General features: G+C 66.9%; 17 protein-coding genes. 8 read left to right on the top strand and 9 right to left on the bottom strand.

Annotated features, from left to right (window positions below):
- Position 1: 1 nt before the first annotated feature.
- Positions 2 to 742 carry a 1-acyl-sn-glycerol-3-phosphate acyltransferase gene (locus MRAB57_RS25045; RefSeq protein WP_425436828.1) on the bottom strand — a complete coding sequence of 247 codons (741 nt, stop codon included), beginning with the start codon at positions 740 to 742 and terminating at the stop codon, positions 2 to 4.
- A 492-nt stretch (positions 743 to 1,234) separates the two neighbouring features.
- On the opposite strand from MRAB57_RS25045, the gene MRAB57_RS25040 reads away from it, so the two are divergent.
- From MRAB57_RS25040 to ppc, 7 genes are all read left to right on the top strand, one after another.
- Positions 1,235 to 1,717 carry a hypothetical protein gene (locus MRAB57_RS25040; protein ID WP_157900661.1) on the top strand — a complete coding sequence of 161 codons (483 nt, stop codon included), beginning with the start codon at positions 1,235 to 1,237 and terminating at the stop codon, positions 1,715 to 1,717.
- A gap of 152 nt (positions 1,718 to 1,869) precedes the next feature.
- A complete protein-coding gene (locus MRAB57_RS25035) occupies positions 1,870 to 3,618 on the top strand; it encodes a DUF3556 domain-containing protein (protein ID WP_077089745.1) in 1,749 nt (582 codons plus the stop codon).
- A 149-nt stretch (positions 3,619 to 3,767) separates the two neighbouring features.
- Positions 3,768 to 4,799, top strand: coding sequence for a type I glyceraldehyde-3-phosphate dehydrogenase (gene gap, locus MRAB57_RS25030; protein ID WP_077089744.1), 1,032 nt, complete (start codon positions 3,768 to 3,770; stop codon positions 4,797 to 4,799).
- Positions 4,800 to 4,801: 2 nt separating this feature from the next.
- Positions 4,802 to 6,049 (top strand): phosphoglycerate kinase, encoded by a 1,248-nt coding sequence (locus MRAB57_RS25025; RefSeq protein ID WP_077089743.1) that lies wholly within the window; start codon positions 4,802 to 4,804, stop codon positions 6,047 to 6,049.
- A gap of 28 nt (positions 6,050 to 6,077) precedes the next feature.
- Complete coding sequence (gene tpiA / locus MRAB57_RS25020; protein WP_077089742.1) at positions 6,078 to 6,863, top strand: triose-phosphate isomerase; 786 nt, start codon at positions 6,078 to 6,080, stop codon at positions 6,861 to 6,863.
- A gap of 42 nt (positions 6,864 to 6,905) precedes the next feature.
- Positions 6,906 to 7,139: a preprotein translocase subunit SecG gene (gene secG, locus MRAB57_RS25015; protein ID WP_077089741.1), complete on the top strand. Its 234-nt coding sequence runs from the start codon at positions 6,906 to 6,908 to the stop codon at positions 7,137 to 7,139.
- Positions 7,140 to 7,187: 48 nt separating this feature from the next.
- Positions 7,188 to 9,986 (top strand): phosphoenolpyruvate carboxylase, encoded by a 2,799-nt coding sequence (ppc, locus tag MRAB57_RS25010; protein ID WP_077089740.1) that lies wholly within the window; start codon positions 7,188 to 7,190, stop codon positions 9,984 to 9,986.
- Here the strand turns inward: ppc and MRAB57_RS25005 are convergent.
- From MRAB57_RS25005 to MRAB57_RS24995, 3 genes are all read right to left on the bottom strand, one after another.
- Positions 9,983 to 11,251 carry an HNH endonuclease signature motif containing protein gene (locus MRAB57_RS25005; protein WP_077089739.1) on the bottom strand — a complete coding sequence of 423 codons (1,269 nt, stop codon included), beginning with the start codon at positions 11,249 to 11,251 and terminating at the stop codon, positions 9,983 to 9,985. The two genes, ppc and MRAB57_RS25005, sit on opposite strands and share 4 nt — an antisense overlap.
- Before the next feature lie 67 nt (positions 11,252 to 11,318).
- Positions 11,319 to 12,596: a cytochrome P450 gene (locus tag MRAB57_RS25000; RefSeq protein ID WP_077089738.1), complete on the bottom strand. Its 1,278-nt coding sequence runs from the start codon at positions 12,594 to 12,596 to the stop codon at positions 11,319 to 11,321.
- A gap of 3 nt (positions 12,597 to 12,599) precedes the next feature.
- Positions 12,600 to 13,010 carry an ATPase gene (locus MRAB57_RS24995; RefSeq protein WP_077090837.1) on the bottom strand — a complete coding sequence of 137 codons (411 nt, stop codon included), beginning with the start codon at positions 13,008 to 13,010 and terminating at the stop codon, positions 12,600 to 12,602.
- 334 nt (positions 13,011 to 13,344) lie between these two features.
- Here MRAB57_RS24995 and MRAB57_RS24990 point away from each other — a divergent pair, with 334 nt between their 5' ends.
- On the top strand, positions 13,345 to 18,495 hold the full coding sequence (locus MRAB57_RS24990) for a PPE domain-containing protein (protein ID WP_077089737.1): 5,151 nt from the start codon (positions 13,345 to 13,347) through the stop codon (positions 18,493 to 18,495).
- A 23-nt stretch (positions 18,496 to 18,518) separates the two neighbouring features.
- Here the strand turns inward: MRAB57_RS24990 and pgl are convergent, their stop codons facing one another.
- Genes pgl through tkt form a run of 5 tightly spaced genes read right to left on the bottom strand, consistent with a single transcriptional unit; the run spans position 18,519 to position 24,938 of the window.
- A complete protein-coding gene (pgl, locus tag MRAB57_RS24985) occupies positions 18,519 to 19,268 on the bottom strand; it encodes a 6-phosphogluconolactonase (protein ID WP_077089736.1) in 750 nt (249 codons plus the stop codon).
- Positions 19,265 to 20,176, bottom strand: a complete 912-nt coding sequence (gene opcA, locus MRAB57_RS24980) for a glucose-6-phosphate dehydrogenase assembly protein OpcA (protein WP_077090836.1) — start codon at positions 20,174 to 20,176, stop codon at positions 19,265 to 19,267. Before opcA ends, pgl begins: the two co-directional genes overlap by 4 nt.
- Entirely contained in the window at positions 20,173 to 21,717 is a 1,545-nt protein-coding gene (gene zwf, locus MRAB57_RS24975) for a glucose-6-phosphate dehydrogenase (RefSeq protein ID WP_077089735.1), read from the bottom strand. Before zwf ends, opcA begins: the two co-directional genes overlap by 4 nt.
- Complete coding sequence (gene tal / locus MRAB57_RS24970) at positions 21,714 to 22,832, bottom strand: transaldolase (RefSeq protein ID WP_077089734.1); 1,119 nt, start codon at positions 22,830 to 22,832, stop codon at positions 21,714 to 21,716. Before tal ends, zwf begins: the two co-directional genes overlap by 4 nt.
- Before the next feature lie 15 nt (positions 22,833 to 22,847).
- Positions 22,848 to 24,938: a transketolase gene (tkt, locus tag MRAB57_RS24965; RefSeq protein ID WP_077089733.1), complete on the bottom strand. Its 2,091-nt coding sequence runs from the start codon at positions 24,936 to 24,938 to the stop codon at positions 22,848 to 22,850.
- Positions 24,939 to 25,177: the final 239 nt, after the last annotated feature.

The following is a 25,177-nucleotide window of genomic DNA, read 5'->3' as shown; positions in this document are numbered from 1 at the left end:
CTCAGCCCAGGATCGGGAAGCGGCGACTGGCGGCGAGGTCTTTGAGGGCCTCCTGCATCACCGACCGCACGTGCGCGTCGACTTCGTCGATGTCGGGATCCTCGCCGAACTGCTCGGTGATGTGGATCGGCTTGAGCACCTGCGTCACGATCTTGGTGGGCAGCGGCAGGTTCGGCGGAATGGCGGCGCTGAACCCGAACGGGAACCCGAACGACACCGGCAGGATCGCGCTGCGCAGCAGCCGCTTGATGCCCAGGCGTTCGGCCAGCCAGGTGCCGCGGGTCAGGTAGAGCTGCGTCTCCTGGCCGCCGATGGACACCGCGGGAACGATGGGCACGCCGGCCTCGATCGCGGTGCTGACGTATCCCTTGCGGCCGTTGAAGTCGATGACGTTCTCCGACAGCGTCGGCCGGTAGGCGTCGTAGTCGCCGCCGGGGAAGACCACCACCACGCCGCCGGTCCGCAAAGCCGTGGCCGCGTTCTCGCGGTTGGCCCGGATGTAGCCGGTCCGGCGGAACAGGCCGCTGGTCGGGCCCATGAACAGGATGTCGTGGCTCAGCGTGTACACCGGCCGGTCGTAGCCGAACTTGTCGTAGAAGTCGACGCTGAAGATCGGGACGTCCATCGGGAACATGCCGCCGGAATGGTTGCCGACCACCAGCGCGCCGCCGGGTGGGAAGCCGTCCAGGCCATGCACCTCGGAGCGGAAGTACGTCTTCAGGATCGGCCGCATCACGCCCATCAGGCGCTGGGTCAGGCCGGGGTCGAATTTGCCGAGCTCGGGGTCCCCGTCTTCGGGGCCGCCGCTATCACTCACGTCGTTCACTTGAGGCCCCCTTGTGGCTCCGTCGAAACGTCATTGCCGCGTTGAGTCCCTCGATGGTAGCTAGGCGGTTCCCCCGATCGGCAATAGGCAAACACTCCCCGGGCGGTGCTCTCGGGGCCAGAACAGTGATCGACATCGCATTCGAGGTTGCCGAGGCGCGCGCCGCAGCGGGACCGTCGCACCAATGCCGTTGCCGCACAGCATGATTGAGTACCGTCGGGGCGTGGGCGCCGCAGCGGACCCGGGTCGCACGGAGCCCGTCCCGCCCGCCGAATCGTCGCGATTCACCGCCTCGACCAGGCATTTATTTACGCCCGCGAAAGTGGCCGCGCTAGATATGGCGCCGCGCCGGTCGGGGGGTTATCGTTACGCACGCCCAGCGCCCCTCCGCCCTCGAGAGAAGACCCGATGGACCCTGCCGGTGTGTCCGACGAGCCTGCTACCCGCTCGCTAGCCGAGCGCAGCGCTCGTGACTTTCGGCACCGGCCCCACGGCGCAAACCGGCCCGCTGCGGTGCATTCCCGGCAGACGGCGGTCGCCGCCACGCTGCCGGCCGCGAGCCGGCCCACCGGCGAGGCCGACCGCGCCGCCGCCGTGGCCGAGCAGGCCGATCAGCGACAGGCCGACTACTTCCTGCGGCTGCTCCATCAGAACCGGCGAATGGTCGAGCACCGGATCGAGGGACTCCGGAAGAGCATTACCGGCGCCGAGGCCAGCGGCAATGCGGAAGGAGCGTCCGGTCTTCGGCGCCAGGCGCGCATGGAGGAGCAGGAGCGCGAGGCCCTGACCGCGATGATCGAGAAGCTGCAACGCCGATTCGCCGCCCCGGGCTCCGCCCAGGTCTCCCGCGCCGGCCACGGCTCATGGTCCGCGAGGACCGCCGGGCGCTGAGCGATTCAGGTGGATGAAACACCCCCTGTGACACCGATTTTCGACCACCGCAGTATCGGCTCGACGGCCCTCGCGTGGGAAATCGCCGCGGGCGTTCGCGATGCCGCTAGATTGTATTGGCCAGCTGGTCTTGCAAAAGGAACGAGGCGGCCATGGGTTTCATCACGCCAGAGCTTCCCGACGTCGATCCCGACACCTGGCAGACCCGGCCCAGGGCGGCGCGGCTGCAGATCGTGACCCGGCACTGGGTGGAGCACGGATTCGGAACGCCGTCCGGGGTGTATCTGCTCTACCTGATCAAGATCGGGCTGTACGTCGCCGCTCCCGCCGCCATCATCTCGCTGACCCCCGGCTTCGGCGGATTGGGCCACATCGGTGACTGGTGGACGCAGCCGATCGTCTACCAGAAGGCCGTCGTCTTCACCCTGCTGTTCGAGGTGCTCGGCCTCGGCTGCGGATCGGGACCGCTGACCGGGCGGTTCATGCCGCCGATCGGCGGGTTCCTTTTCTGGTTGCGGCCCAACACGATTCGGCTGCCCGCCTGGCCCGGCAAGGTTCCGTTCACCGCGGGCGACATCCGTACCACGGTCGACGTCGCGCTGTATGCCACCGTGCTGATCGACGCGCTGTGGGCGTTGTTGGCCCCCGGCAGCGGGGGACCGGTCACCGCCGACGGCGATGTCGGATTGCTCGACCCCGTCCTGGTGATCCCGATGGTCGTCGCGCTGGCGCTGTTGGGGCTGCGCGACAAGACGATCTTCCTGGCCGCCCGCGGCGAGCACTACTGGCTGAAACTGATCGTGTTCTTCTTTCCGTTCATCGATCAGATCGCCGCGTTCAAGATCGTCATCCTGGGCCTGTGGTGGGGCGCGGCGACCTCCAAGCTCAACCACCACTTCCCGTACGTCGTGTCGGTGATGACGAGCAACAATGCGCTGCTGCGCAGCAAGCTGTTCAACCCGCTCAAGCACCGGCTCTATCTCGACCCCGTCAACGACCTGCGCCCGTCCTGGGTGCCGAAGGTGATGGCGCACGTCGGGGGTACCACCGCGGAGTTCCTGGTCCCGGCGATTCTGGTGTTCGTCGCCGACGGTCAACCGTGGCGCTGGTACCTGATCGGGTTCATGGTGCTCTTCCACCTCAACATCCTGTCCAACCTCCCGATGGGGGTTCCGTTGGAGTGGAACGTCTTCATCATCTTCTCGCTGTTCTATCTGTTCGGGCACTACGGCGCGATCCGCGCGGTCGATCTCGACTCGCCGCTGCTGCTGGCGATTCTCGTTGTGGCGCTTGCCTTCGTGCCGCTCGGAAACCTTTTCCCGGAGAAGGTTTCGTTCCTTCCGGCGATGCGCTATTACGCCGGAAACTGGGCGACCAGCGTGTGGTGCTTCCGGGTGGGCGCCGAGGCGACGATCGAGGCCAACGTCGTGAAAAGCTCCCCGCTGGTGGTCAATCAGCTCGCCAAGCTCTACGACCCGGCGACCGCGGAGATCGTCAGCGACAAGACGGCGGCGTTCCGGGCGATGCACACGCACGGGCGGGCGCTCAACGGGCTGTTGCCCCGGGCCATCGACGACGAGGCCTCCTACAGCATTCGGGAGGGCGAGATCGTCGCCGGACCGCTGGTCGGCTGGAACTTCGGCGAGGGCCACCTGCACAACGAGCAACTGCTGGCCGCCGTGCAGAGGCGCTGCAACTTCGCCGAGGGTGACGTCCGGGTGATCGTCCTGGAAGGCCAACCGATCCACACCCGCAAGCAGTGGTATCGCATCGTGGACGCCAAGGCGGGGGTGATCGAGGCCGGCTACGTCAACGTCGACGACATGCTGAGCCGCCAGCCGTGGCCCGAGCCCGGCGACGAGTTCCCGGTGCACGTGACCGGCCAGCGCGCCGCCAGGTAGCCGGTTTTCCCAGCGAACCGGGCGCCGCGCTGTGACGTGCGTCATTGCCCGCGGTCGGAGGACTCTGACCGGCCCCGCAACCGTTGTACCTACTGATCTAGGCTGACGACGAGTGGTTCATCAGCGGACAAGCGAAGAGGGAGAGACACGTGACTGTCCGAGTAGGCATCAACGGCTTCGGTCGTATCGGACGCAACTTCTACCGGGCATTGCTGGCCCAGCAGGAGCAGGGCTCGGGCAGCTCGGGGGCCGACATCGAGGTGGTGGCGGTCAACGACATCACCGACAACAGCACGCTGGCGCACCTGCTGAAGTTCGACTCGATCCTGGGCCGGCTGCCGCACGACGTCACCCTCGAGGGCGAGGACACCATCGTCGTGGGCCCCGCCAAGATCAAGGCGCTCGCCGTCCGGGAGGGGCCGGCCGCGCTGCCTTGGGGTGACCTCGGCGTCGACGTCGTCATCGAATCCACCGGTCTGTTCACCAAGCGCGACAAGGCCCAGGGCCACCTGGACGCCGGCGCGAAGAAGGTCATCATCTCCGCGCCCGCCAGCGACGAGGACATCACCATCGTGCTCGGCGTCAACGACGACAAGTACGACGGCAGCCAGAACATCATTTCCAACGCGTCGTGCACCACGAACTGCCTTGGGCCGCTGGCCAAGGTCCTCAACGACGAGTTCGGCATCGTCAAGGGCCTGATGACGACCATCCACGCCTACACCCAGGACCAGAACCTGCAGGACGGCCCGCACAGCGACCTGCGCCGCGCCCGCGCCGCGGGCCTCAACATCGTGCCGACGTCGACCGGTGCCGCCAAGGCCATCGGGCTGGTGCTGCCCGAGCTGAAGGGCAAGCTCGACGGGTACGCGTTGCGGGTGCCGATTCCCACCGGCTCGGTCACCGACCTGACCGCGGAGCTGAAGAAGTCCGCGACCGCCGACGAGATCAACGCCGCGATGAAGGCCGCCGCGGAGGGCAAGCTCAAGGGCATCCTGAAGTACTACGACGCGCCGATCGTCTCGAGCGACATCGTCACCGACCCGCACAGCTCGATCTTCGACTCCGGCCTGACCAAGGTGATCGACAACCAGGCCAAGGTGGTGTCGTGGTACGACAACGAGTGGGGTTACTCCAACCGCCTCGTTGACCTGGTCGCGCTGGTCGGCAAGTCGCTCTAGCCGTGCCGGAGTCCACGCTCCCTACCCTCGAAGACCTTCTCGCCGAAGGCGTTTCAGGTCGCAGCGTGCTGGTGCGCTCCGACCTGAACGTCCCGCTCGACGACGAGGGTGCCATCACCGATGCCGGCCGGATCACCGCGTCGGTCCCGACGCTGCAGGCGCTGCTCGACGCGGGCGCCAGGCTGGTGGTGACCGCGCACCTGGGCCGTCCGAAGGGCGGCCCGGATCCCAAGCTGTCGCTGGCCCCGGTCGCCGCGGCACTCGGCGAGCAGCTGGGCCGGCACGTTCAGCTGGCCGGCGGCCCCGATCGTTCCCCTGTCGGGGGTGACGCTTTGGCCCGCGCCGAGGGGCTGACCGACGGCGACGTGCTGCTGCTTGAGAACATCCGCTTCGACGCCCGGGAGACCAGCAAGGACGACGGCGAGCGGCTGGCCCTGGCCCGTCAGCTCGCCGAATTGGTCGGGCCCACAGGCGCTTTCGTCTCCGACGGCTTCGGGGTGGTGCATCGCAAGCAGGCCTCGGTGTACGACGTCGCCACGCTGCTGCCGCACTACGCCGGCAAGCTGGTCGCCGGGGAGATCCAGGTGCTCGAGCAGCTGACCGCCTCGACCAGGCGCCCATACGCCGTGGTGCTCGGTGGGTCGAAGGTGTCCGACAAGCTCGGGGTCATCGAATCGCTGGCGACCAAGGCCGACAGCATCGTGATCGGCGGCGGAATGTGCTTCACATTCCTTGCTGCACAAGGCTTTTCGGTCGGCAAGTCGCTGCTGGAAGAAGAGATGGTGGACACCTGCCGCCGGCTGCTCGACACTTACGTCGACGTGCTGCGGCTACCGGTGGACATCGTGGTGGCCGACAAGTTCGCGGCCGACGCGTCGCCGCAGACCGTGCCGGCCGAGGCGATCCCGGGCGACCAGATGGGCCTGGACATCGGCCCGGGCTCGGTCAAACGCTTCACCACGCTGCTGTCCAACGCCGAGACCATCTTCTGGAACGGCCCGATGGGCGTCTTCGAGTTCCCGGCGTTCGCCGCGGGCACCAAGGGCGTGGCCGAGGCGATCGTCGGCGCGACCGGCAAGGGCGCCTTCAGCGTGGTCGGCGGCGGCGACTCCGCGGCCGCGGTGCGTGCGCTGGGCATCGCCGAAGGTGACTTCTCGCACATCTCCACCGGCGGCGGGGCGTCGCTGGAATACCTCGAAGGCAAGACGCTCCCCGGCGTCGAGGTGTTGACTCGGGCTCAACCTTCTTAAGCCACGTCAAGCCAAGCGAAGGAGACTCGTGAGCCGCACGCCACTGATCGCCGGCAACTGGAAGATGAACCTCAACCACTTTGAGGCCATCGCGCTGGTGCAAAAGATCGCATTCGCCTTGCCGGACAAGTACTACGACAAGGTCGACGTCACGGTGCTGCCGCCGTTCACCAACCTGCGCAGCGTGCAGACCCTGGTCGACGGCGACAAGCTGCGGCTGACCTACGGCGCGCAGGACCTGTCGCAGCACGAGTCGGGCGCCTACACCGGCGACATCAGCGGGGCGTTCCTGGCCAAGCTGGGCTGCACCTTCGTCGTCGTCGGGCACTCCGAGCGGCGCACCTACCACAACGAGGACGACGCCCTGGTGGCCGCCAAGGCGGCCGCCGCGCTCAAGAACGAGCTGACGCCGATCGTCTGCATCGGCGAGCACCTGGAGGTTCGCGAGGCGGGCGAGCACGTCAGCCACTGCGAGTCGCAGCTGCGCGGCTCGCTGGCCGGCCTGACGGCCGAGCAGATCGCCAAGGTGGTCATCGCCTACGAGCCGGTGTGGGCGATCGGCACGGGACGGGTGGCCAGCGCCGCCGACGCCCAGGAGGTGTGTGCGGCGATCCGCAAGGAGCTGGGCGCGCTGGCGTCGCCCCAGATCGCCGAGACCGTGCGGGTGCTCTACGGCGGCTCGGTGAACGCCAAGAACGTCGGCGAGATCGTCGCGCAGGAGGACGTCGACGGCGGTCTGATCGGGGGAGCTTCGCTGGACGGGGAGCAGTTCGCCACCTTGGCCGCCATCGCCGCCGGTGGGCCGCTGCCCTAGGCCTGGCCTAAGGCGACCGGGGCATTCGGTAGGGTGTCTTTCATGGAATTGGGCCTGCAGATCACCCTGGTGGTCACCAGCATCCTCGTGGTGCTGCTGGTGCTGCTGCACCGCGCCAAGGGTGGCGGCCTGTCGACGCTGTTCGGCGGAGGCGTGCAGTCGAGCCTGTCCGGGTCGACGGTCGTGGAGAAGAACCTGGACCGGCTGACGTACTTCGTCGTCGCCATCTGGTTGGTCTGCATCGTCGGCATGGCCCTGCAGATCAAGTACCGCTGACCTTCCTTCGGCGGGCGGCCCACGCGATTCGCCCGGATACTGGAATTCATGACTGAGGTTTCCGACGCGCTGGCGCCGATCGGTGCCGTGCAGCGAACCAAGGTCGGTCGCGAGGCCACCGAGCCGATGCGGGCCGACATCCGGTTGCTCGGCGCCATCCTGGGCGACACCGTCCGCGAACAGAACGGTGACGAGGTTTTCGACCTCGTGGAGCGGGCCCGCGTGGAGTCCTTCCGGGTGCGGCGCTCCGAGATCGACCGAACCGAGATCTCCCACATGTTCGACGGCATCGACATCCACCTGGCGGTGCCGATCATCCGGGCGTTCAGCCACTTCGCGCTGCTGGCCAACGTCGCCGAGGACATCCACCGCGAGCGCAGGCGCCGCGTTCACGTCGGCGCCGGTGATCCACCGCAGGACAGCAGCCTGGCCGCCACCTACGCGAAACTCGACGTGGCCGAGCTGGATTCGGGAACCATCGCCGACGCGCTGAAGGGCGCGGTGATTTCCCCGGTGATCACCGCCCATCCGACCGAGACGCGGCGCCGCACCGTCTTCGTCACCCAACACCGGATCACCAGACTGATGCGGCTGCACGCCGAGGGCCACACCGAGACCGACGACGGCCGCGACATCGAACGCGAGCTGCGCCGCCAGGTCCTGACGCTGTGGCAGACCGCACTGATCCGGCTTTCGCGGCTGCAGATCACCGACGAGATCGACGTCGGTCTGCGGTATTACGCGGCCGCGCTGTTCGAGGTGATCCCGCAGGTGAACGCGGATGTGCGCGAGGCGCTACGCAGCCGCTGGCCCGACGCCGAGTTGCTGTCGGGGCCGTTCCTGCAGCCGGGCTCGTGGATCGGTGGCGACCGCGACGGCAACCCGAATGTGACTGCGGCAGTGGTCCGGCGGGCCACCGGCAGCGCCGCGTTCACCGCCCTGGCCCACTACCTGGTCGAGCTCACCGATCTCGAGCAGGAGCTGTCGATTTCGGCGCGCCTGGTCGCCGTCACGCCGCAGTTGGCCGCCCTGGCCGAGGCGTGCCCGGAGGAGGCCCGAACCGACGAGCCGTACCGGCGGGCGGTGCGGCTGATCCGCGGCCGGCTCAGCGCGACCGCCGCCGAAATCCTGGACAGGCAACCGCAGCACGTGCTCGACCTGGGGCTGTCGCGGTATGCCACGCCGGACGAGCTGCGCGCCGACCTCGACACGATCGACGAATCGCTGCGCGGCCACGGCAGCGCGCTGTTGGCCGGCGACCGGCTGGCGCTGTTGCGAGAAGGCGTGCACGCCTTCGGTTTTCACCTGTCCGGCCTGGACATGCGGCAGAACTCCGACGTGCACGAGGAGGTGGTTGCCGAGCTGCTGGCCTGGGCCGGTGTGCACCCCGACTACGCCTCGCTGCCCGAGGACGAGCGGGTCGAGCTGCTCACCACCGAGCTGAGCACCCGGCGACCGCTACTCAGCGACCGCGCCCGGCTGTCCGAGCTGGCCCACAAAGAGCTGGCCGTGATCGAGGCCGCGGCCTACGCCGTGGTGCGCTACGGCCCGGCCGCGGTACCCAACTACGTCATCTCGATGTGCCAGTCGGTGTCCGACGTCTTGGAAGCCGCGATCCTGCTGAAGGAGGCCGGCCTGCTGGATGCGTCGGGCTCCGAACCCTTTTGCCCCGTGGGCATCTCGCCGTTGTTCGAGACGATCGACGATCTGCACAACGGCGCGACGATCCTGCAGGCGATGCTGGACCTTCCGTTCTACCGGACGTTGGTGGCGGCCCGGGATGACTGGCAGGAAGTGATGCTGGGCTACTCCGACTCCAACAAGGATGGCGGCTACCTGGCGGCCAACTGGGCGGTGTACCGCGCCGAGCTGGACCTGGTCGAGGTGGCCCGCAAGACAGGAATTCGGTTGCGGCTCTTCCACGGTCGCGGCGGCACCGTGGGGCGTGGCGGGGGCCCCAGCTACCAGGCCATCCTGGCGCAGCCCCCGGGAGCGGTGAACGGCTCGCTGCGCCTGACCGAGCAGGGCGAGATCATCGCCGCCAAATACGCCGAGCCGCAGCTGGCCCGGCGCAATTTGGAGAGCCTGGTGGCGGCCACGCTGGAGTCGACGTTGCTGGATGTGGAAGGGCTCGGCGACACCGCGGAACCCGCATACGCGGTGCTCGACGAGATCGCCGGCCTGGCCCAGCGGTCGTATGCCGAATTGGTGCACGACACACCGGGTTTCGTCGACTACTTCAAACAGTCAACACCGGTCAGCGAGATCGGCTCGTTGAACATCGGCAGCCGGCCGACCTCGCGTAAGCCCACCGAGTCGATCGCCGACCTGCGCGCCATCCCGTGGGTTCTGGCGTGGAGCCAGTCGCGGGTCATGCTGCCCGGCTGGTACGGCACCGGAGCGGCGTTCGAGCAGTGGATCGCCGCCGGCCCGGAGGACGAGCGCGTGCAGGCCCTGCGCGACCTCTACGAACGCTGGCCGTTCTTCCGGGGCGTGCTGTCCAACATGGCGCAGGTGCTGGCGAAAAGCGATCTGGGCCTGGCGGCCCGCTACGCGGAGCTGGTGGACGATGAGTCGTTGCGGCACAGGGTGTTCGACAAGATCGTCGAAGAACATCAGCGTACGATCGCCATGCACAAGCTGATCACCGGGCACGACGACCTGCTTGCCGACAACCCGGCGCTGGCGCGTTCGGTGTTCAACCGCTTCCCCTACCTGGAGCCGCTGAACCACCTGCAGGTGGAATTGCTGCGCCGCTACCGTTCCGGCGACGACGACGAGCTGGTGCAGCGCGGAATCCTGTTGACCATGAACGGTTTGGCGAGCGCGCTGCGCAACAGCGGCTAAGCCTGCCCCGCGTGGATTGGTGGTGGCTGCGGTTGGAAGGGCTGATACCACCACCATTGGGCGCGCTCGCCGGTAGGTCCTAGGCAGGGCGGCACCGCGGGTGGAGGTTGGGTTGGCGGCCGGGCTAGCGATCCCGGGCTGAGTAATCGCCCGTGGCTGTCGGCGACACGCAGATCGTCTGCGGGGCCGGTGATGGTGATGCCGCCACGGTGGTGCAATCGGTGGTGATAAGGGCAGAGCAGCACGAGGTTTGCCATTTCGGTGGGGCCGCCGTCTTCCCAGTGCACGATGTGGTGTGCGTGCAGACCGCGGGTGGCGCCACAGCCGGGAACCGCGCACGTCCGGTGCCGGTGTTCGAGCGCGCGGCGTAGCCGCCGGTTGATCTGGCGGGTGGTTCGGCCGGCGCCGATGGGCTCGCCGTCACGTTCGAACCAGACTTCACAGGTGGCGTCACAGGTCAGGTATTGGCGTTCGGCCTCGGTGAGCGCCGGGCCCAGATGCAGTGCCGCGGCACGCTGCTCGACGTCGACGTGCACCACCACCGTGGTGTGCTGCCCGTGTGGGCGGCGGGCCGCCTCGACGTCCCACCCGGCCTCGACCAGGCGCATGAACGCTTCACCCGTGGTCGGCAACGGAGGCCTGATTTCCAAGGCGTCCTCGTCATCGCCGTGATCGCTTTTCCACTCGGCGAACAACGCATCCCGGTGCGAGTCCAATGCCGCGTCGAATTTCGCCGCATCGTGGTGCGGCAGTTTGATCCGCCAACAGCTGCCCTCGTCGTCGGAGGTCCTGGTGATCGAGGGTCGCAGGTCGGGCTCGGCCTCGCGCTCGGGTTCCGGTTCGGGTCGCGGTTCGAGCTTGACCGCGGTACGCAGCTGGTTGACTGTCGCGACCGCGGCGAGCTCTGCGTAGTGCTCATCGGATCCCTCGCCTCCCCGCGCCGCGATCACGCCGACCTGATCCAGCGACAGCCGACCCTCCCGCATGCCCTGAGCACAGCGGGGAAACTCCTTGAGCCGGCGCGCGACGGTGGTGATCGTGTGTGCGTTCGCCGAGGACGCGGCGAGCTTCCATGCCACCAACGCGGTGACCGACCGCGCACCCGTGGCGCCACACAACTCGTCGCGCTCCATCTCCGCGGCGATCTCCACAACCCGGCCATCAATCGCATTGCGTTGACCGCCCAACTCCGCCAACTCCTCAAGCAACACGTCCAGCCGCCGCGGAACGTTTTCGGCCAGAGGAGACGGTGCGGGGAACGGCATGACGTCATCAAAGCAGAGGGGTCCGACAAATCCTGGCTACCCGCAAGCGACGGGTCAACTCGCTGCGTTACCTCAGGTAGTCCACCGGGCACGGCCCCGCCGCCCGCGCCACGCCGCCGATCTGCGCGGGCACGGGCAGCGGATGTGACGTCCAGCGCGGTGTCATCCGGTACTCGCGGAGCAGCCGCGACGTGGCCGCCGTCATAGCCGCGAGCGAAAACGGTTGGGCCGGACACGAATGGCGCCCGTGCCCGAACGCCGTGACCAGCATCGGCGACGGGAGAGCGTTCGGTTCGGTCAGGCGGTGACGTGTCCACCGATCGGGATCCCACTGTTCCAGGCCCGGGGCGGCCGACGTGTTGAGTAGCGGCAGCAGGGTCGCAATGTTCCAGCCGGGTGGCACCTGATAGCTGACCGCACCGTCGTCGAAGTCGACCGTAGCCAGCACCGTGCGAGTCATGATCGAGCGCTGCGCCAGCCGCGTTGACTCAAGCGCGCAGCGCTGCGTAAAATCGTTGTCGCCCAAGCAGACTCGTTCTAGTGCCGCCGGATGCTCAAGCAGATCCACGAACGCCCAGCCAACAGCGGCGGCCAGATTCGACATGGACGCGATGTGGATCAGCGCGACATCAAACGCGATGCCTTGCAGTCGATCTGGTGCATCGTCCCACGCCGCCACAATCCGGCCGAACAGCCCCTGAGAGTCGTCGTCGCCGTCGTCGAATCGGCGCACCGCGGTCGAGACGATCTCGCTGACCTCGTCCAGCGCGGCCCGCTCGGCGCGCTTCTCCGTCGCCGCCACCGCCGCCATCCGATCCGGGTGGACGAATGCGTCGGAGCCGTCCAGCGCGTCGAAGGCACGCGCCAGGCGCTCGAAGGCGGCGCCGTCGGCCGACCCGGGTCCCGCCCACGAGGCCAGGCCCATCCGATGGCCGAGCCGTCGCGCGAGATCGAAGACGTCGACCGAGCCGGCCGGCCCCAGCTCCGTGATGCTTTGTTCGAGCGCGTGGTCCAGGTTCGCGAGATACCCGGCCACGTCGTCGCGGCGGAACAGCGTGTTCGGCAGCGTACGACGTCCGGCGAAGATGTCGTCGGGCAGCTTGCGCCGCAACATCAGGTAGTCCGCGACGCCCTTGCTGGCCGCCTCCTCGGTGAGCGCATAGAACGATTCGACACCCGCGGGCGAGAACGTGAACAGGTAGTGGTCGGGCCCGCTGTGCACGGCGAAGGTGTCGCCGTGGCGGGCGCGCGCGGCGGCGATTGCGGCGACGCCGTCATCGACCGGGACATCCCACGGCAGACCGGTGCCCTCCGCGCACGGGGGCGTGGGCACCACGCCGGTCACGACCTACTCCTTGGGACCCGTCGAGGGCCGACTCCGTAGCCGGTCGATCACGCCGCGCACGGCATGCTCGGTCACCGATAGCGGGGACATCATCGTCTCGCCCACGCTCACGATGTAGTCGATGCGCGCGACGATGGCCTCCACCGGTTCGACGAGAGTGATCAGCCGCTTCGCGAGTGCGTCGAGGCTTTCCATGGTGCTCTCGAGATGATCAAGGCCGCCGTCGAGGCGGGCAACCGTGTTGTTGAGGTTCGATAGCGAGCTGGTCAGGTCGTTCATGGTCTTGCCCAGACCGTCGAGCACGTCTTCGACCTGCTCCACCGTCTTGTCGGCATTCAGCGCCGCCTGGGTGAGGGTCTTGATCCGGTTGCGCTCAGGACCGCTGCGTTCGGTTCGGTCTGCCATGACGGTAATTATGGACGGATTTGCATCCGCGGAAACCCCCGCGTACTGCTCCCGCGAAAAGCGTGGTCGCGGCGCCGGCGTCGAGCAGCCACCGCGCGGGTTCGAGCCCGAGCGGCACGGCCCACGAAGCGACACACGGCCCAACGCTTTTCTTTCGAATCGATTCTTGGCCGGCCGCTGCGGCTTCATCCAAATTTCAGCTTGAAATGCGTCGCTTGCGGCATCGTCTTCAGGTACATTTTCGCCACCTCCACAGACCCGAATACCTGACGGCATCCAGCCGACGAATCACCACGCCTAACTGAGAGCAATCGAAAAAAGAAAAAAAGAAAGAGACATAGGCATGGACTTCGCGTTGCTGCCGCCGGAAGTCAACAGCGGGCTGATGTATGCCGGGCCCGGGTCGGCGCCGATGCTCTCGAACGCGGCGAGCTGGGACGCACTGGCCGCTGAGCTGGAGTCCACCGCGGCCGGTTACTCCTCGACGGTCGCGGAGCTGACGGGGCAGGCGTGGTCGGGGCCGTCCGCCGAGCTGATGACGGCCGCGGCGAACCCCTACGTGGAGTGGCTGCAGGCCAGTGCGGCGGCGGCCGGGCAGACCGCCGCCCAGGCATACGGGGCGGCGGCGGCCTACGAGGCGGCGTACGCGATGACGGTGCCGCCGCCGCTGATCGCGGCGAACCGCGCGCGGTTGATGGCATTGGTCGCCACCAATTTCATTGGGCAAAACACCCCGGCGATCGCGGCCACCGAAGCCGAATACGCGGAGATGTGGGTCCAGGACGCCACCGCGATGTACGGCTATGCCGGCGCTTCGCAGTCCGCGAGCACCCTCACCTCGTTCAGCGAACCGCCGCAGACCACCAACCAGAACGGGCAGCTCGACCAGGCGCGCGCGGTGGCCCAATCCGTCGGCAACGTGACCAGCAGCCGCAGCGCGGGCCCCATCCAGAGCTCGGGCCTCATGCAGAGCTCGGGCCCCGTGCAGAGCTCGGGTCCCATGCAGAGCTCGGGCCTCATGCAGAGCTCGGGCCCCTTACAGCCATCTCCGGGCTCCACCGGGAGCACGACCGGTACGACCGGGAGCACGACCGGTACCACCGGTACCACCGCCGGAGCCACCAATGCCCCCACCATGACCATCAGCAGCAACTACACAGTCAGCGGCACTTACACCGTCGCATCCGGCCAAAGCGTCCTCGTCGACAACGGCGCCACCTTCGACGTCCCATCCGGTGCCACCCTCAACATCCAATCCGGCGGCAGCTTCGAAGTCGCCTCCGGCAGCACGTTGGAGGTTGACACCGGCGGCACGCTCACCAACGCCGGCAATCTCACCGTCGACGCCGCCACCAGCCCGCTCAACGCCGGCTCGCTGACCAACGCCGGCATGCTCACCAACACCGGCACCATCACCGTGAACGGCACCCTCACCAATACCGGCACCATCACTATTCAATCCGGCGCGCTTACCGACGCCGGCACTCTCACCAATGCAGGGACCATCAATGTCCAATCCGGTGCCACCCTCGAAGTCGAAGTCACCGGCACCCTGAACAACTCCGGTCCCATCAACGACTACGGCGCCGTCACCATCGACAACAGCGCGTTCGGTTCCATCGACTCCGGCGGTACTCTCAACCTCAACTCCGGTACGATCATCGTCGAACCTCACGCCACGCTCACCGACACGGGCACCCTCATCCAATCCGGCGGCACCCTGACCGTCGACCCAAACGGCACTCTTGAGGTCGCTCCCAGCGGCTACCTGTCCCTCGACGGTGGCACCCTCAACAACGGTGGTACTTTGACCGTCGACTCCGGCGGCTATCTGGCCATCAGACCCGACGGCACCTTGATCGACACTGGTCAGATCACCATTCAGGCCTACGGTGGCAACATCACCGACGCCGGCACCCTGACCGTCAACCCCACCGGTACCCTCACCGTCCAGCCCGGCGCCTATCTGACCACCGAGTCCGACGCCTTCCTCACCAACTACGGCGCCATCACCGTCCAGGACAGCGCCACGTTCAACTACTACGGCACCGTCGCCGACTACGGCACCATCACCGTCCAGTCCGGCGGCAATATCTTCGGACTCGACGGTGGGTCCACCATCGTCCAGTCCGGTGGCACCCTCACCGACCAGGCTGGCGGCAGCATCCTCCTCTATGACAACAGCGCCCTCGAGGTCGCACACGGCGGCACCCTGACTGATTCCGGCACCCTCACCGACTGGGGCACCCTGACGGTCGACACCGGTGGCACCTTCACCGAAAACGGTGCCCTCTACGTCAATACCACTTTCACCAATTCCGGCACGGTCACCCTCAACTCCGGTGGCGGCCTTGAAGTCTCGTCGGGGGGCACCCTGACTGACTCCGGTACCTTCGTCAATTCGGGTACCGTCACCGTGGACTCGGGTGGCACTTTGCAGGTCGCCTCCGGCGGCGTCCTGACCGATGCCCATGCCCTCGTCGATTCAGGCACTGTCACCATCGACTCCGGCGGTACCATCAACCTCAACTCCGGCAGCAGCTTCGTCGTCGGTGGCACTCTGAGTGATTCAGGGACGATCACCGATTCGGGCGCCTTCACCGTGAATTCCGGTGGCTCCGTTGTGGTTAACTCCGGTGGTGTGCTGACCGACTCCGGTGCCTTCACCGATTCGGGCCTGGTCACCGTCAACTCCGGTGGTGCGCTCAGCGTGCATTCCGGTAACACCCTGGTGGTCAGCTCCGGTGCTGGCTTGACCGATTCCGGTGCCTTCACCGATTCGGGTACGGTCACCGTCAATTCCGGTGGCAGCCTGGTGGTCGGTTCCGGTGGCACCTTCACCGACTCTGGCGCCCTGACCAATTCGGGTGCGGTGACGGTCAATTCCGGTGGTGCCCTTGAGGTTAGCTCCGGCGGTGTGTTGACCAATGCAAATCTGGTCACCGATTCGGGAACTGTCACCATCGACACCGGCGGTGTCGTCACCGTTAAAACCGGTAGCGCCGTGGTGGTGAGCTCCGGTGGCACCTTGACCGACTCCGCTACTCTCACCAATTCGGGTGCGGTCACGGTCAATTCCGGCGGCACCTTGGTGGTTAACGCCGGCGGGGTTTTGACTGATGCTCATGTCCTGACCGATTCGGGCACCGTCACCGTGCACTCGGGTGGTGCTGTCACGGTCAACTCCGGGAGCTCGTTGGTGGTTAACGCCGGTGGCACCTTCACCGATTCCGGCGCCGTCACCGTCAACTCGGGCGGTGCCGCCACGGTCAACTCGGGTGGCACCTTGGTGGTTAACGCCGGTGGCACTCTGACCGACTCCGGTGCCCTGGCCGATTCGGGTACCGTCACCGTCAACTCGGGTGGCGTGGCCACCGTCAATTCCAGTGGCACCGTGACGGTCGGCGCGGGTGGCGTTTTGACCGATTCCGGCACGCTGACCGATTCGGGTACGGTGACGGTCAATTCCGGTGGCAGCCTGGTGGTTAACGCCGGCGGCATTCTGACGGATGCTCACGCCCTCACCGATTCCGGTACGGTCACCGTCAACGCCGGTGGCACCCTCGAGGTTGGGTCCGGCGGAGTGTTGACCGATGCGCATACCCTCGCCGACTCGGGCGTGGTCACCATCGATTCCGGCGGTGCTGTCACCGTGAAATCCGGGAGCACCTTGGTGGTCGGCTCCGGTGGTGTCCTGACCGACTCCGGCACCTTGGGCGATTCGGGTGCGGTCACCGTGAACTCCGGTGGTGCGGTCACCGTCAATTCCAGTGGCAGCCTGGTGGTCGGCTCCGGTGCCACCTTGACCGACTCGGGGACTCTCACCGATTCGGGTGCTGTCACGGTCAATTCCGGTGGCAGCCTGGTAGTTAACTCCGGGGGCATCCTGACGGATGCTCACGCCCTGACTAATTCGGGCGCGGTGACGATTAATTCGGGTGGGACGCTGGAGGTGGGGTCTGGCGGGGTGTTGACGAATGCGAATCTGGTGACGGATTCGGGTACGTTGACGGTGGATTCCGGTGGTGTGGTCACGGTTGGTGCTAAGAGCGCGGTGGTGGTGGGCTCGGGTGGCACGTTGACTGATTCGGGTGCGCTGACGGTGAATTCGAGTGGTGCGGTCACGATCAATTCCGGTGGGGCCGTGACTGTCCCGTCTGGTGGTGTGTTGACTAACGGTTATCTGGTGACCGATTCGGGGACGTTGACGATCGATTCCGGTGGTGTGGTCACCATTAAGTCCGGCAGCGCGGTGGTGGTCGGCTCCGGTGGCACGTTGACTGATTCGGGTGCGTTGACGGTCAACTCGGGTGGTGCGGTGACGGTCAATTCCGGTGGGGCCGTTGAGGTTAGCTCCGGTGGTGTGTTGACCAATGGTTATCTGGTCACTGATTCGGGCGCTGTCACGATCGATTCGGGCGGTACGGTCACTCTCAATTCCGGTGTCGTCACGGTCAAGGCCGGTGGCGTGTTGATGGTTGACGGCACGTTGAATGGTTCGGGTGCTATCAATGATTCGGGGACGGTGACCATCCCGTCGGGCGCGAGCATGACGGTCAATTCCGGTAGCACGTTGACGGTCGGTTCCGGTGGCACGCTGGTCGATTCGGGTACTCTTACCGATTCGGGGACGGTCACGGTCAATTCTGGTGGCAGCCTGGTGGTGAATTCCGGGGGCATCTTCACCGATGCTCATGCTCTGACCAACTCCGGCACGGTCACCGTCAATTCCGGTGGCACCCTGGAGGTTGGGTCCGGCGCGGTGTTGACCGATGCTCATGCCCTGACTGATTCGGGCACGTTGACGATCGATTCCGGCGGTGCTGTCACGGTCGGATCCAAGAGCACCCTGGTGGTGGGTTCTGGTGGCACGTTGACTGATTCGGGTGCGTTGACCAATTCCTATGCCGTGACCATTAATTCGGGTGGGACGCTGGAGGTGGGGTCTGGCGGGGTGTTGACGAATGCGAATCTGGTGACGGATTCGGGTACGTTGACGGTGGATTCCGGTGGTGTGGTCACGGTTGGTGCTAAGAGCGCGGTGGTGGTGGGCTCGGGTGGCACGTTGACTGATTCGGGTGCGCTGACGGTGAATTCGAGTGGTGCGGTCACGATCAATTCCGGTGGGGCGGTGACTGTCCCGTCTGGTGGTGTGTTGACTAACGGTTATCTGGTGACCGATTCGGGGACGTTGACGATCGATTCCGGTGGTGTGGTCACCATTAAGTCCGGCAGCGCGGTGGTGGTCGGCTCCGGTGGCACCTTCACCGATTCCGGCGCCGTCACCGTCAACTCGGGTGGCGCCGTCACGGTCAACTCCGGCGGTACCTTCACCATCGACACCGGCAGCACCCTCACGGTCAACGCCGGGGCCAGCGTGCCCGTCAAAGCGGGAGGCGTCCTCACCATCGAGCCCGGCGAAATCGTCACCGTCTACCCCGGTGGCTCTTACGGGGCTAGCGGCATCACCGGTCACGTCCTCGTGGCGCCCTGAGTCGCGCGACGCGACGACGAGACCTACTGTCCGTCAGGCAGCTTGCTGGCGGCCTCGGCGTCGAGTAACCATCGCGTGGTCTCGAGCCCGATCGCCCCGGCCGCCGGGATGTCGACGGGCTGGGCGCCGCCGAGGGCGCCGGCAGCAGCGTCGGCCTTACCCGCGCCCGCGACCAACAGCCAGACCTCGCGGGAGCGTCGAATAGCGGGCAATGTCAGCGTGATTCGTTGCGGCGGGGGCTTGGGGGAGTCGTTGACCGCGACGACAGCGCGGGTGGTCTCGAGCACGGCCGGGGTGTCCGGGAACAACGAATTGATATGGCCCTCGGGGCCCATGCCCAGCAGGTGGACGTCGAAATTCGGGACCTGCTCGTCGGCCTCGGCGTTCGCCGCCAGCAGCTGCTCGTAAGCCAGCGCGGCGGCGGCTAGGTCACTGCCGAATTCACCGTCGCTGGCGGCCATCGGATGCACTTGGGCCGCCGGGATGTCGATGTGATCGAGCAGGGCCTCGCGGGCCTGCTTCTCGTTGCGCTCGTCGTCGTCTTCCGGGACGTAGCGTTCGTCGCCCCAGAACAGATGTACCTTCGACCAGTCGACCTCTCCGGCGTGGCCGGCAAGGTATTTCAGCAGACCGATGCCGTTGCCGCCGCCGGTCAGCACGATCAGCGCCCGACCTCGTGCCGATATCGCGGCGCTGATGGTCTTGACCAGCTGGCTGCCCGCGGCCTCGACCAGGGCGTCGCTGTCCGGGAAAACTTCCACTTCATTGCTCATACGTATTGCACCTTGTCGATACCTCCCAGTGCGCTGTAATAGACCTCGTCCGGGTCCAGCCGTCGCATGTCCTCGGCCAGGCATTCCCGAGTTTCCCTGCGCGCCAGCGGAACCAGCGCATCGGGCCGGCCGCTGCGGCTCAGCGTGGCCGTCGTGCCCTCCTGTGGGCGGCTCAGGGTGATGGTCTCGGACTTGCGCTCCAGCTCGATCTTGAGATCGCCGACCGCCCGGCGTACCGGCCCGTCGATCCGGCTGGCCAACCAGCCCGCCAAGATGTCGAGCGCGGGCTCGGTGCGCAGACCGGAAACCAGCGCCGACTGGATGTCCTCGTGGGGCTTCTGGTCGACCGCCGTCGTGAGCAGCGCCCGCCAGTAGGTGATCCGGGCCCAGGACAGGTCGGTATCGCCGGGCGTGTAGCCGGGCAGCCGGCTCTTGATCGCCGACAGTGGGTCAGAGCTGTTCGTCGCGTCGGTGATGCGCCGAATCGCCAGCTTGCCCAACGGGTCCTGCGCCGGTACGGCTGGGGCGACGTCGGGCCACCACACCACCACCGGGATGTCGGGAAGCAGGAAGGGGATGACGACGCTTTCGGCATGGCCGGACAGCGGCCCGGTCAGCCGCAGCACCACGACCTCGCCGCCGCCGGCGTCGCCGCCGACCCGGATCTGGGCGTCCAGGCGAGACTCGCTGGCATCCGCGTCGCCGGGTGCCACGACGAGCACGCGGCTCGGGTGTTCGTGCGTGGCGGCGTTGGCCGCCTCGATCGACTCCTCCAGCAGCGCGTCGCTGGTGGACTTGATGATCAGCGTCCCGACCCGGCCCAGGGTGACGACGCCGGCCTCTTCGCGCAGGCCGTCGAGCTTCTTGTTGACCCCGGTGGTGCTGGCGTCGAGCATGTCAACTATCACGGCCGCCGCCATTCGCGGCCGGTGCGATGCAGCATCTCGAACGCTGAAGCGGGGCCCCAGGTGCCCGACTCGTAGGGGTCGGGCTTACCGTGCGTCGCCCAATAGTCGAGGACGGGATCGAGTATCTGCCAAGCCAATTCGACCTCCGCGTTCACCGGGAACAGGGACGGTTCGCCCAGCAGCACGTCGAGGATCAACCGCTCGTAGGCCTCGGGGGAGTCCTCGGCGAACGCCGACCCGTAGGAGAAGTCCATGTTGACGTCGCGGACTTCCATCGTGCTGCCCGGCACCTTGGATCCGAATCGCAGGGTGATCCCTTCGTCGGGCTGCACCCGGATGACCAGGGCGTTGGTGCCGAGCTCGTCGGTCATGGTCGCGTCGAACGGCAGATGGGGCGCGCGCTTGAAGACCAGCGCGATCTCGGTAACCCTGCGGCCCAAGCGCTTTCCGGTCCGCAGGTAGAACGGCACGCCAGCCCAGCGGCGGGTGTCCACCTCGAGGGTGATCGCGGCGAACGTCTCGGTGCCGGAGTCTTTGGAGAACCCCTCCTCGTCGAGCAGGCCGACCACCTTCTCGCCGCCCTGCCAGCCCGCCGCGTACTGGCCGCGGCTGGTGGTCTGGTCCAGCGGCTGCGCCAGCTGGGTGGCCGAGAGCACCTTGACCTTCTCGGCCTGAAGCGCGGCGGGTTTGAAGCTGACCGGCTCTTCCATCGCGGTCAGCGCCAACAGCTGCATCAGGTGGTTCTGGATCACGTCACGCGCGGCGCCGATGCCGTCGTAATAGCCTGCGCGCCCGCCTAATCCGATGTCCTCGGCCATGGTGATCTGCACGTGGTCGACGTAGTGCGCGTTCCAGATCGGGTCCCACAGCTGGTTGGCGAAGCGCAACGCCAGGATGTTCTGGACCGTTTCCTTGCCCAGATAGTGGTCGATGCGGAACACCGACTCCTCCGGGAACACCGAGTTGACCACGTGGTTGAGGTCGCACGCGCTCTTCAGGTCGTGGCCGAACGGCTTCTCGATGACGACGCGGCTCCACCTGTCCTCTTGCGGACGCGCGAGCCCCGATTTGTGCAGCTGCTCGCACACCACCGGGAACGACTTGGGCGGGATCGCCAGGTAAAAGACGTGATTTCCGCCGACGCTGCGCTCGGCGTCCAGCTTCTCGAGCGTCTCGGCCAGCCGGCCGAACGCGGCGTCGTCGTCGAATTCGCCTCGCACGAAACGCAATCCCTCGGCCAACCGCTCCCAGATGGCCTGCCGGAACGGCGTGCGGCAAAACTGCTTGACGTCGTCGAGGATCACCTGTGCGAACGCATCGTGGTCCCAGTCGCGGCGGCCGAATCCCACCAGAGAGAAGGTGGGCGGCAGCAGGCCCCGGTTAGCCAGGTCGTAGATGGCCGGCACCACCTTTTTGTGCGCCAGGTCGCCGGTGACGCCGAAAAGCACCAGCGCGCAAGGCCCGGCGATCCGGGGCAGCCGCTTGTCGTCCTTGTCCCGCAGTGGATTAGTCCACTGCCCGGCCTCAGCGCCCGGGCTCATTTGTCGGTGGAACCCAGTTGCTTCTGTGTCTCGTCGAGCAGCTCGGTCCAGGACTCCACGAACTTCTGCACGCCCTCGTTCTCCAGCACCAGGAAGACGTCGGTCAGGTCGATACCGACGGCCGAAAGCTTGTCGAACAGCTCCTGCGCCGCGCCGGCCGTGCCGGTGACCGTGTCACCCGTGACGACGCCGTGGTCGGCGACCGCGTCGATCGTCTTCTCGGGCATCGTGTTCACCGTGTGCGGGGCGACCAGCTCGGTGACGTAGAGGGTGTCGGAGTAGTCGGGGTTCTTCACACCGGTGGACGCCCACAGTGGCCGCTGCACGCGGGCCCCGTCGCGTGTGAGGTTCTGGTAGCGCTCGCCGCCCTCGAAGACCTCCTGGTAGGCGGCGTAGGCCAGCCGCGCGTTGGCGACACCGGCCTGGCCCCGCAGCGCAAGCGCCTCTTCCGAGCCGATCTTCTCCAGCCGCTTGTCGATCTCGGTGTCCACGCGGGAGACGAAAAACGATGCGACGGAGTGGATCTTGGACAGATCGTGTCCCGCCTCGCGTGCCTTCTCCAGGCCCGCCAGGTAGGCGTCCATCACCGCGCGGTGCCGTTCGACCGAGAAGATCAGGGTGACGTTGACCGAAATCCCTTCGGCCAGAACGGCGGTGATGGCCGGCAGGCCGGCCTCGGTGGCCGGGATCTTGATGAACAGGTTCGGCCGGTCGACGATCTTCCACAGCTCGACGGCCTGCGCGATCGTCTTCTCGGTCTCCTTGGCCATCCGCGGGTCGACCTCGATGGATACCCGGCCGTCGACCCCGTCGGAGGCCTCCCACGCCGGCGCCAGCACGTCGCACCCGTTGCGCACGTCGTCGGTGGTGACGGTGCGGATGGTGGCGTCGACGTCGGCGCCCCGCTCGGCGAGCTCGGCGATCTGGCCGTCGTAGGCGTCGCCTTCGGCCAGCGCCTTCTGGAAGATTGACGGGTTGGTGGTCACGCCGACGACGCTCTTGGTGTCGATCAGCTCTTGCAGGTTGCCCGACTGCAGCCGCTGACGCGACAGGTCATCGAGCCACACGGATACCCCGGCGGCGGACAGCGCGGCAAGGTTGGCGTTCTGGGTCATCGAAATCAGCCTTTCTCAGTTATCGACTACTTGTTCGGCGGCGGCGGCGACGGCTTCCGCGGTGAAGCCGAATTCGCGGAACAACGTCTCGGCATCGGCGGATTCGCCGTAGTGCTCAATCGACACGATCTTTCCGGTGTCGCCGACCAGCTTGTGCCACGGCTGCGCGATGCCGGCCTCGACGGCCACCCGGGCCGACACCGACGGCGGCAGCACGCTGTCGCGGTAATCCGATGGTTGGGACTCGAACCATTCGACGCAGGGCATCGACACCACTCGCGCGATGATGTCCTTGTCCGCCAACAGCTTTGCGGCATCCACCGCGAGCTGAACCTCGGAACCGGTGGCGATCAGAACCACGTCGGGTTCGTCCTCGCCTTCCTCGCCCAGCACATACCCGCCCCGGGCCACGCCTTCGAAGTTGGTGCCCTCGAGCACCGGCACGCCCTGGCGGGTCAGGATCAACCCGACCGGTCCGCTGCCGTTGCCGCGGGCCAGCACCGTGCGCCAGGCGTAGGCGGTCTCGTTGGCATCGGCGGGGCGCACCACCGACAGCTTCGGGATGGCCCGCAGCGCGGCGAGGTGTTCGATGGGCTGGTGGGTGGGACCGTCTTCGCCCAGCCCGATCGAGTCATGCGTCCACACGTAGATGGTGTCGATGTCCATCAGCGAGGCCAGCCGCACCGCTCCGCGCATGTAATCGGAGAACTGCAGGAAGGTTCCGCCGTAGGCGCGGGTGGGCCCGTGCAGCACGATGCCGGACAGGATGGATCCCATCGCGTGCTCGCGAACACCGAAGTGCAGGGTGCGCCCGTACCAGTCCGCCGTGTAGTCCTTGGTTGAAATGGACGGTGGGCCAAAGGATTTGACGCCATCCATGGTGGTGTTGTTGCTGCCGGCCAGGTCGGCCGAGCCGCCCCACAATTCGGGTAGCTTGGTCGACACCGCGGAGAGCACCTTGCCGGACGCGGCCCGAGTGGCCAGCGGCTTGGATCCCGGTTCCCAGTAGGGGATATCGGCGTCCCAGCCGTCGGGCAGCTCCTCGGCGGTCAGCCGGTCCAGCAGCGCCTTGCGCTCGGGCTCGCGCTGCGCCCAGGCGTCGAACTCGGCCTGCCACTTCTCGTGGGCTTCCTTGCCGCGGTCGACCAGCTTGCGGGTGTGGGCAATGACGTCGTCGCGCACCTCGAAGTTCTTGTCGGGATCGAAGCCCAGGATCTTCTTGACGGCCGCGACCTCTTCGTCGCCCAGCGCCGCACCGTGCGCCTTGCCGGTGTTCATCAGCTTCGGTGCGGGGAAGCCGATGATCGTGCGCAGCGAGATGAACGACGGCCGATCGGTGACGGCCTTGGCGGCCGCGATCGCCTCCTCGATGCCGACGACGTTCTCGCCGCCCTCGACCTCTTGGACGTGCCAGCCGTAGGCGCGGTAGCGCGCGGCGGTGTCCTCACACAACGCGATGTCGGTGTCGTCCTCGATCGAGATCTCGTTGTGGTCGTAGAACACGATGAGGTTGCCCAGCTGCTGCACGGCCGCCAGCGACGACGCTTCCGAGGTCACGCCCTCTTCGATGTCGCCGTCGGAGGCGATCACGTAGATGTGGTGATCGAACGGGCTCTCCCCGGGCGCGGCGTCCGGGTCGAACAGGCCGCGCTCGTAGCGCGACGCCATCGCCATCCCGACCGAGGAGGCCAGGCCCTGGCCCAGCGGTCCGGTGGTGATCTCAACGCCCTTGGTGTGCCGGAACTCCGGGTGCCCCGGGGTCTTGGATCCCCAGGTGCGCAGCGACTCGATGTCGGACAGCTCCAGGCCGAACCCGCCGAGGTACAGCTGCAGGTACAGCGTCAGGCTGCTGTGGCCGGCCGAGAGGATGAACCGGTCGCGACCCAGCCAGTGCACGTCGCTGGGATCGTGGACCATGGTGCGCTGAAAAAGCGTGTAGGCCAACGGCGCCAGGCTCATCGCCGTCCCGGGGTGGCCGTTGCCGACCTTTTGGACCGCGTCGGCGGCAAGCACCCGGACGGTGTCGACCGCGGCCGAATCGAGCTCGGTCCAGTCGTCGGGGTGGTGGGGCCGGGTGAGTGTGGAGATGTCTTCGAGTGTGGTCACAGACTCATTCCTTGAGTGATGAAGCCGTCAATCCTCAACCCTAGTGCGCGAGTGGTGGCGTTTGCAGTGCAGGTTTCCGGGTAGTCACGCGCGGCCCCCCCGCAGGTGGCGCGCAGGCGACCCGCAATTTGCCATTCGTGCCGCAATCGGGAAATTCTGTGCGAATCGACCCTGGGGGCCCGCTGCCGTGGACTCCCGGTCTACCATCGTGCGTAGTAGATGCTGCGCGCTGCTGCGAC

Source organism: Mycobacterium rhizamassiliense (assembly GCF_900157375.1).
Lineage (GTDB): Bacteria > Actinomycetota > Actinomycetes > Mycobacteriales > Mycobacteriaceae > Mycobacterium > Mycobacterium rhizamassiliense.
The sequence above is the reverse complement of the archived record's forward strand: the minus strand, read 5'-3'. Positions and strand labels throughout refer to the sequence as shown.

Bases quoted from the DNA above. Each gene is read 5' to 3' on its own strand.
- MRAB57_RS25045 (WP_425436828.1), bottom strand. From the start codon at position 742: ATGGGCGTGATGCGGCCGATCCTGAAGACGTACTTCCGCTCCGAGGTG.
- MRAB57_RS25040 (WP_157900661.1), top strand. From the start codon at position 1,235: ATGGACCCTGCCGGTGTGTCCGACGAGCCTGCTACCCGCTCGCTAGCC.
- MRAB57_RS25035 (WP_077089745.1), top strand. From the start codon at position 1,870: ATGGGTTTCATCACGCCAGAGCTTCCCGACGTCGATCCCGACACCTGG.
- secG (WP_077089741.1), top strand. From the start codon at position 6,906: ATGGAATTGGGCCTGCAGATCACCCTGGTGGTCACCAGCATCCTCGTG.
- ppc (WP_077089740.1), top strand. From the start codon at position 7,188: ATGACTGAGGTTTCCGACGCGCTGGCGCCGATCGGTGCCGTGCAGCGA.
- MRAB57_RS25005 (WP_077089739.1), bottom strand. From the start codon at position 11,251: ATGCCGTTCCCCGCACCGTCTCCTCTGGCCGAAAACGTTCCGCGGCGG.
- MRAB57_RS24990 (WP_077089737.1), top strand. From the start codon at position 13,345: ATGGACTTCGCGTTGCTGCCGCCGGAAGTCAACAGCGGGCTGATGTAT.
- pgl (WP_077089736.1), bottom strand. From the start codon at position 19,268: ATGAGCAATGAAGTGGAAGTTTTCCCGGACAGCGACGCCCTGGTCGAG.
- zwf (WP_077089735.1), bottom strand. From the start codon at position 21,717: ATGAGCCCGGGCGCTGAGGCCGGGCAGTGGACTAATCCACTGCGGGAC.
- tal (WP_077089734.1), bottom strand. From the start codon at position 22,832: ATGACCCAGAACGCCAACCTTGCCGCGCTGTCCGCCGCCGGGGTATCC.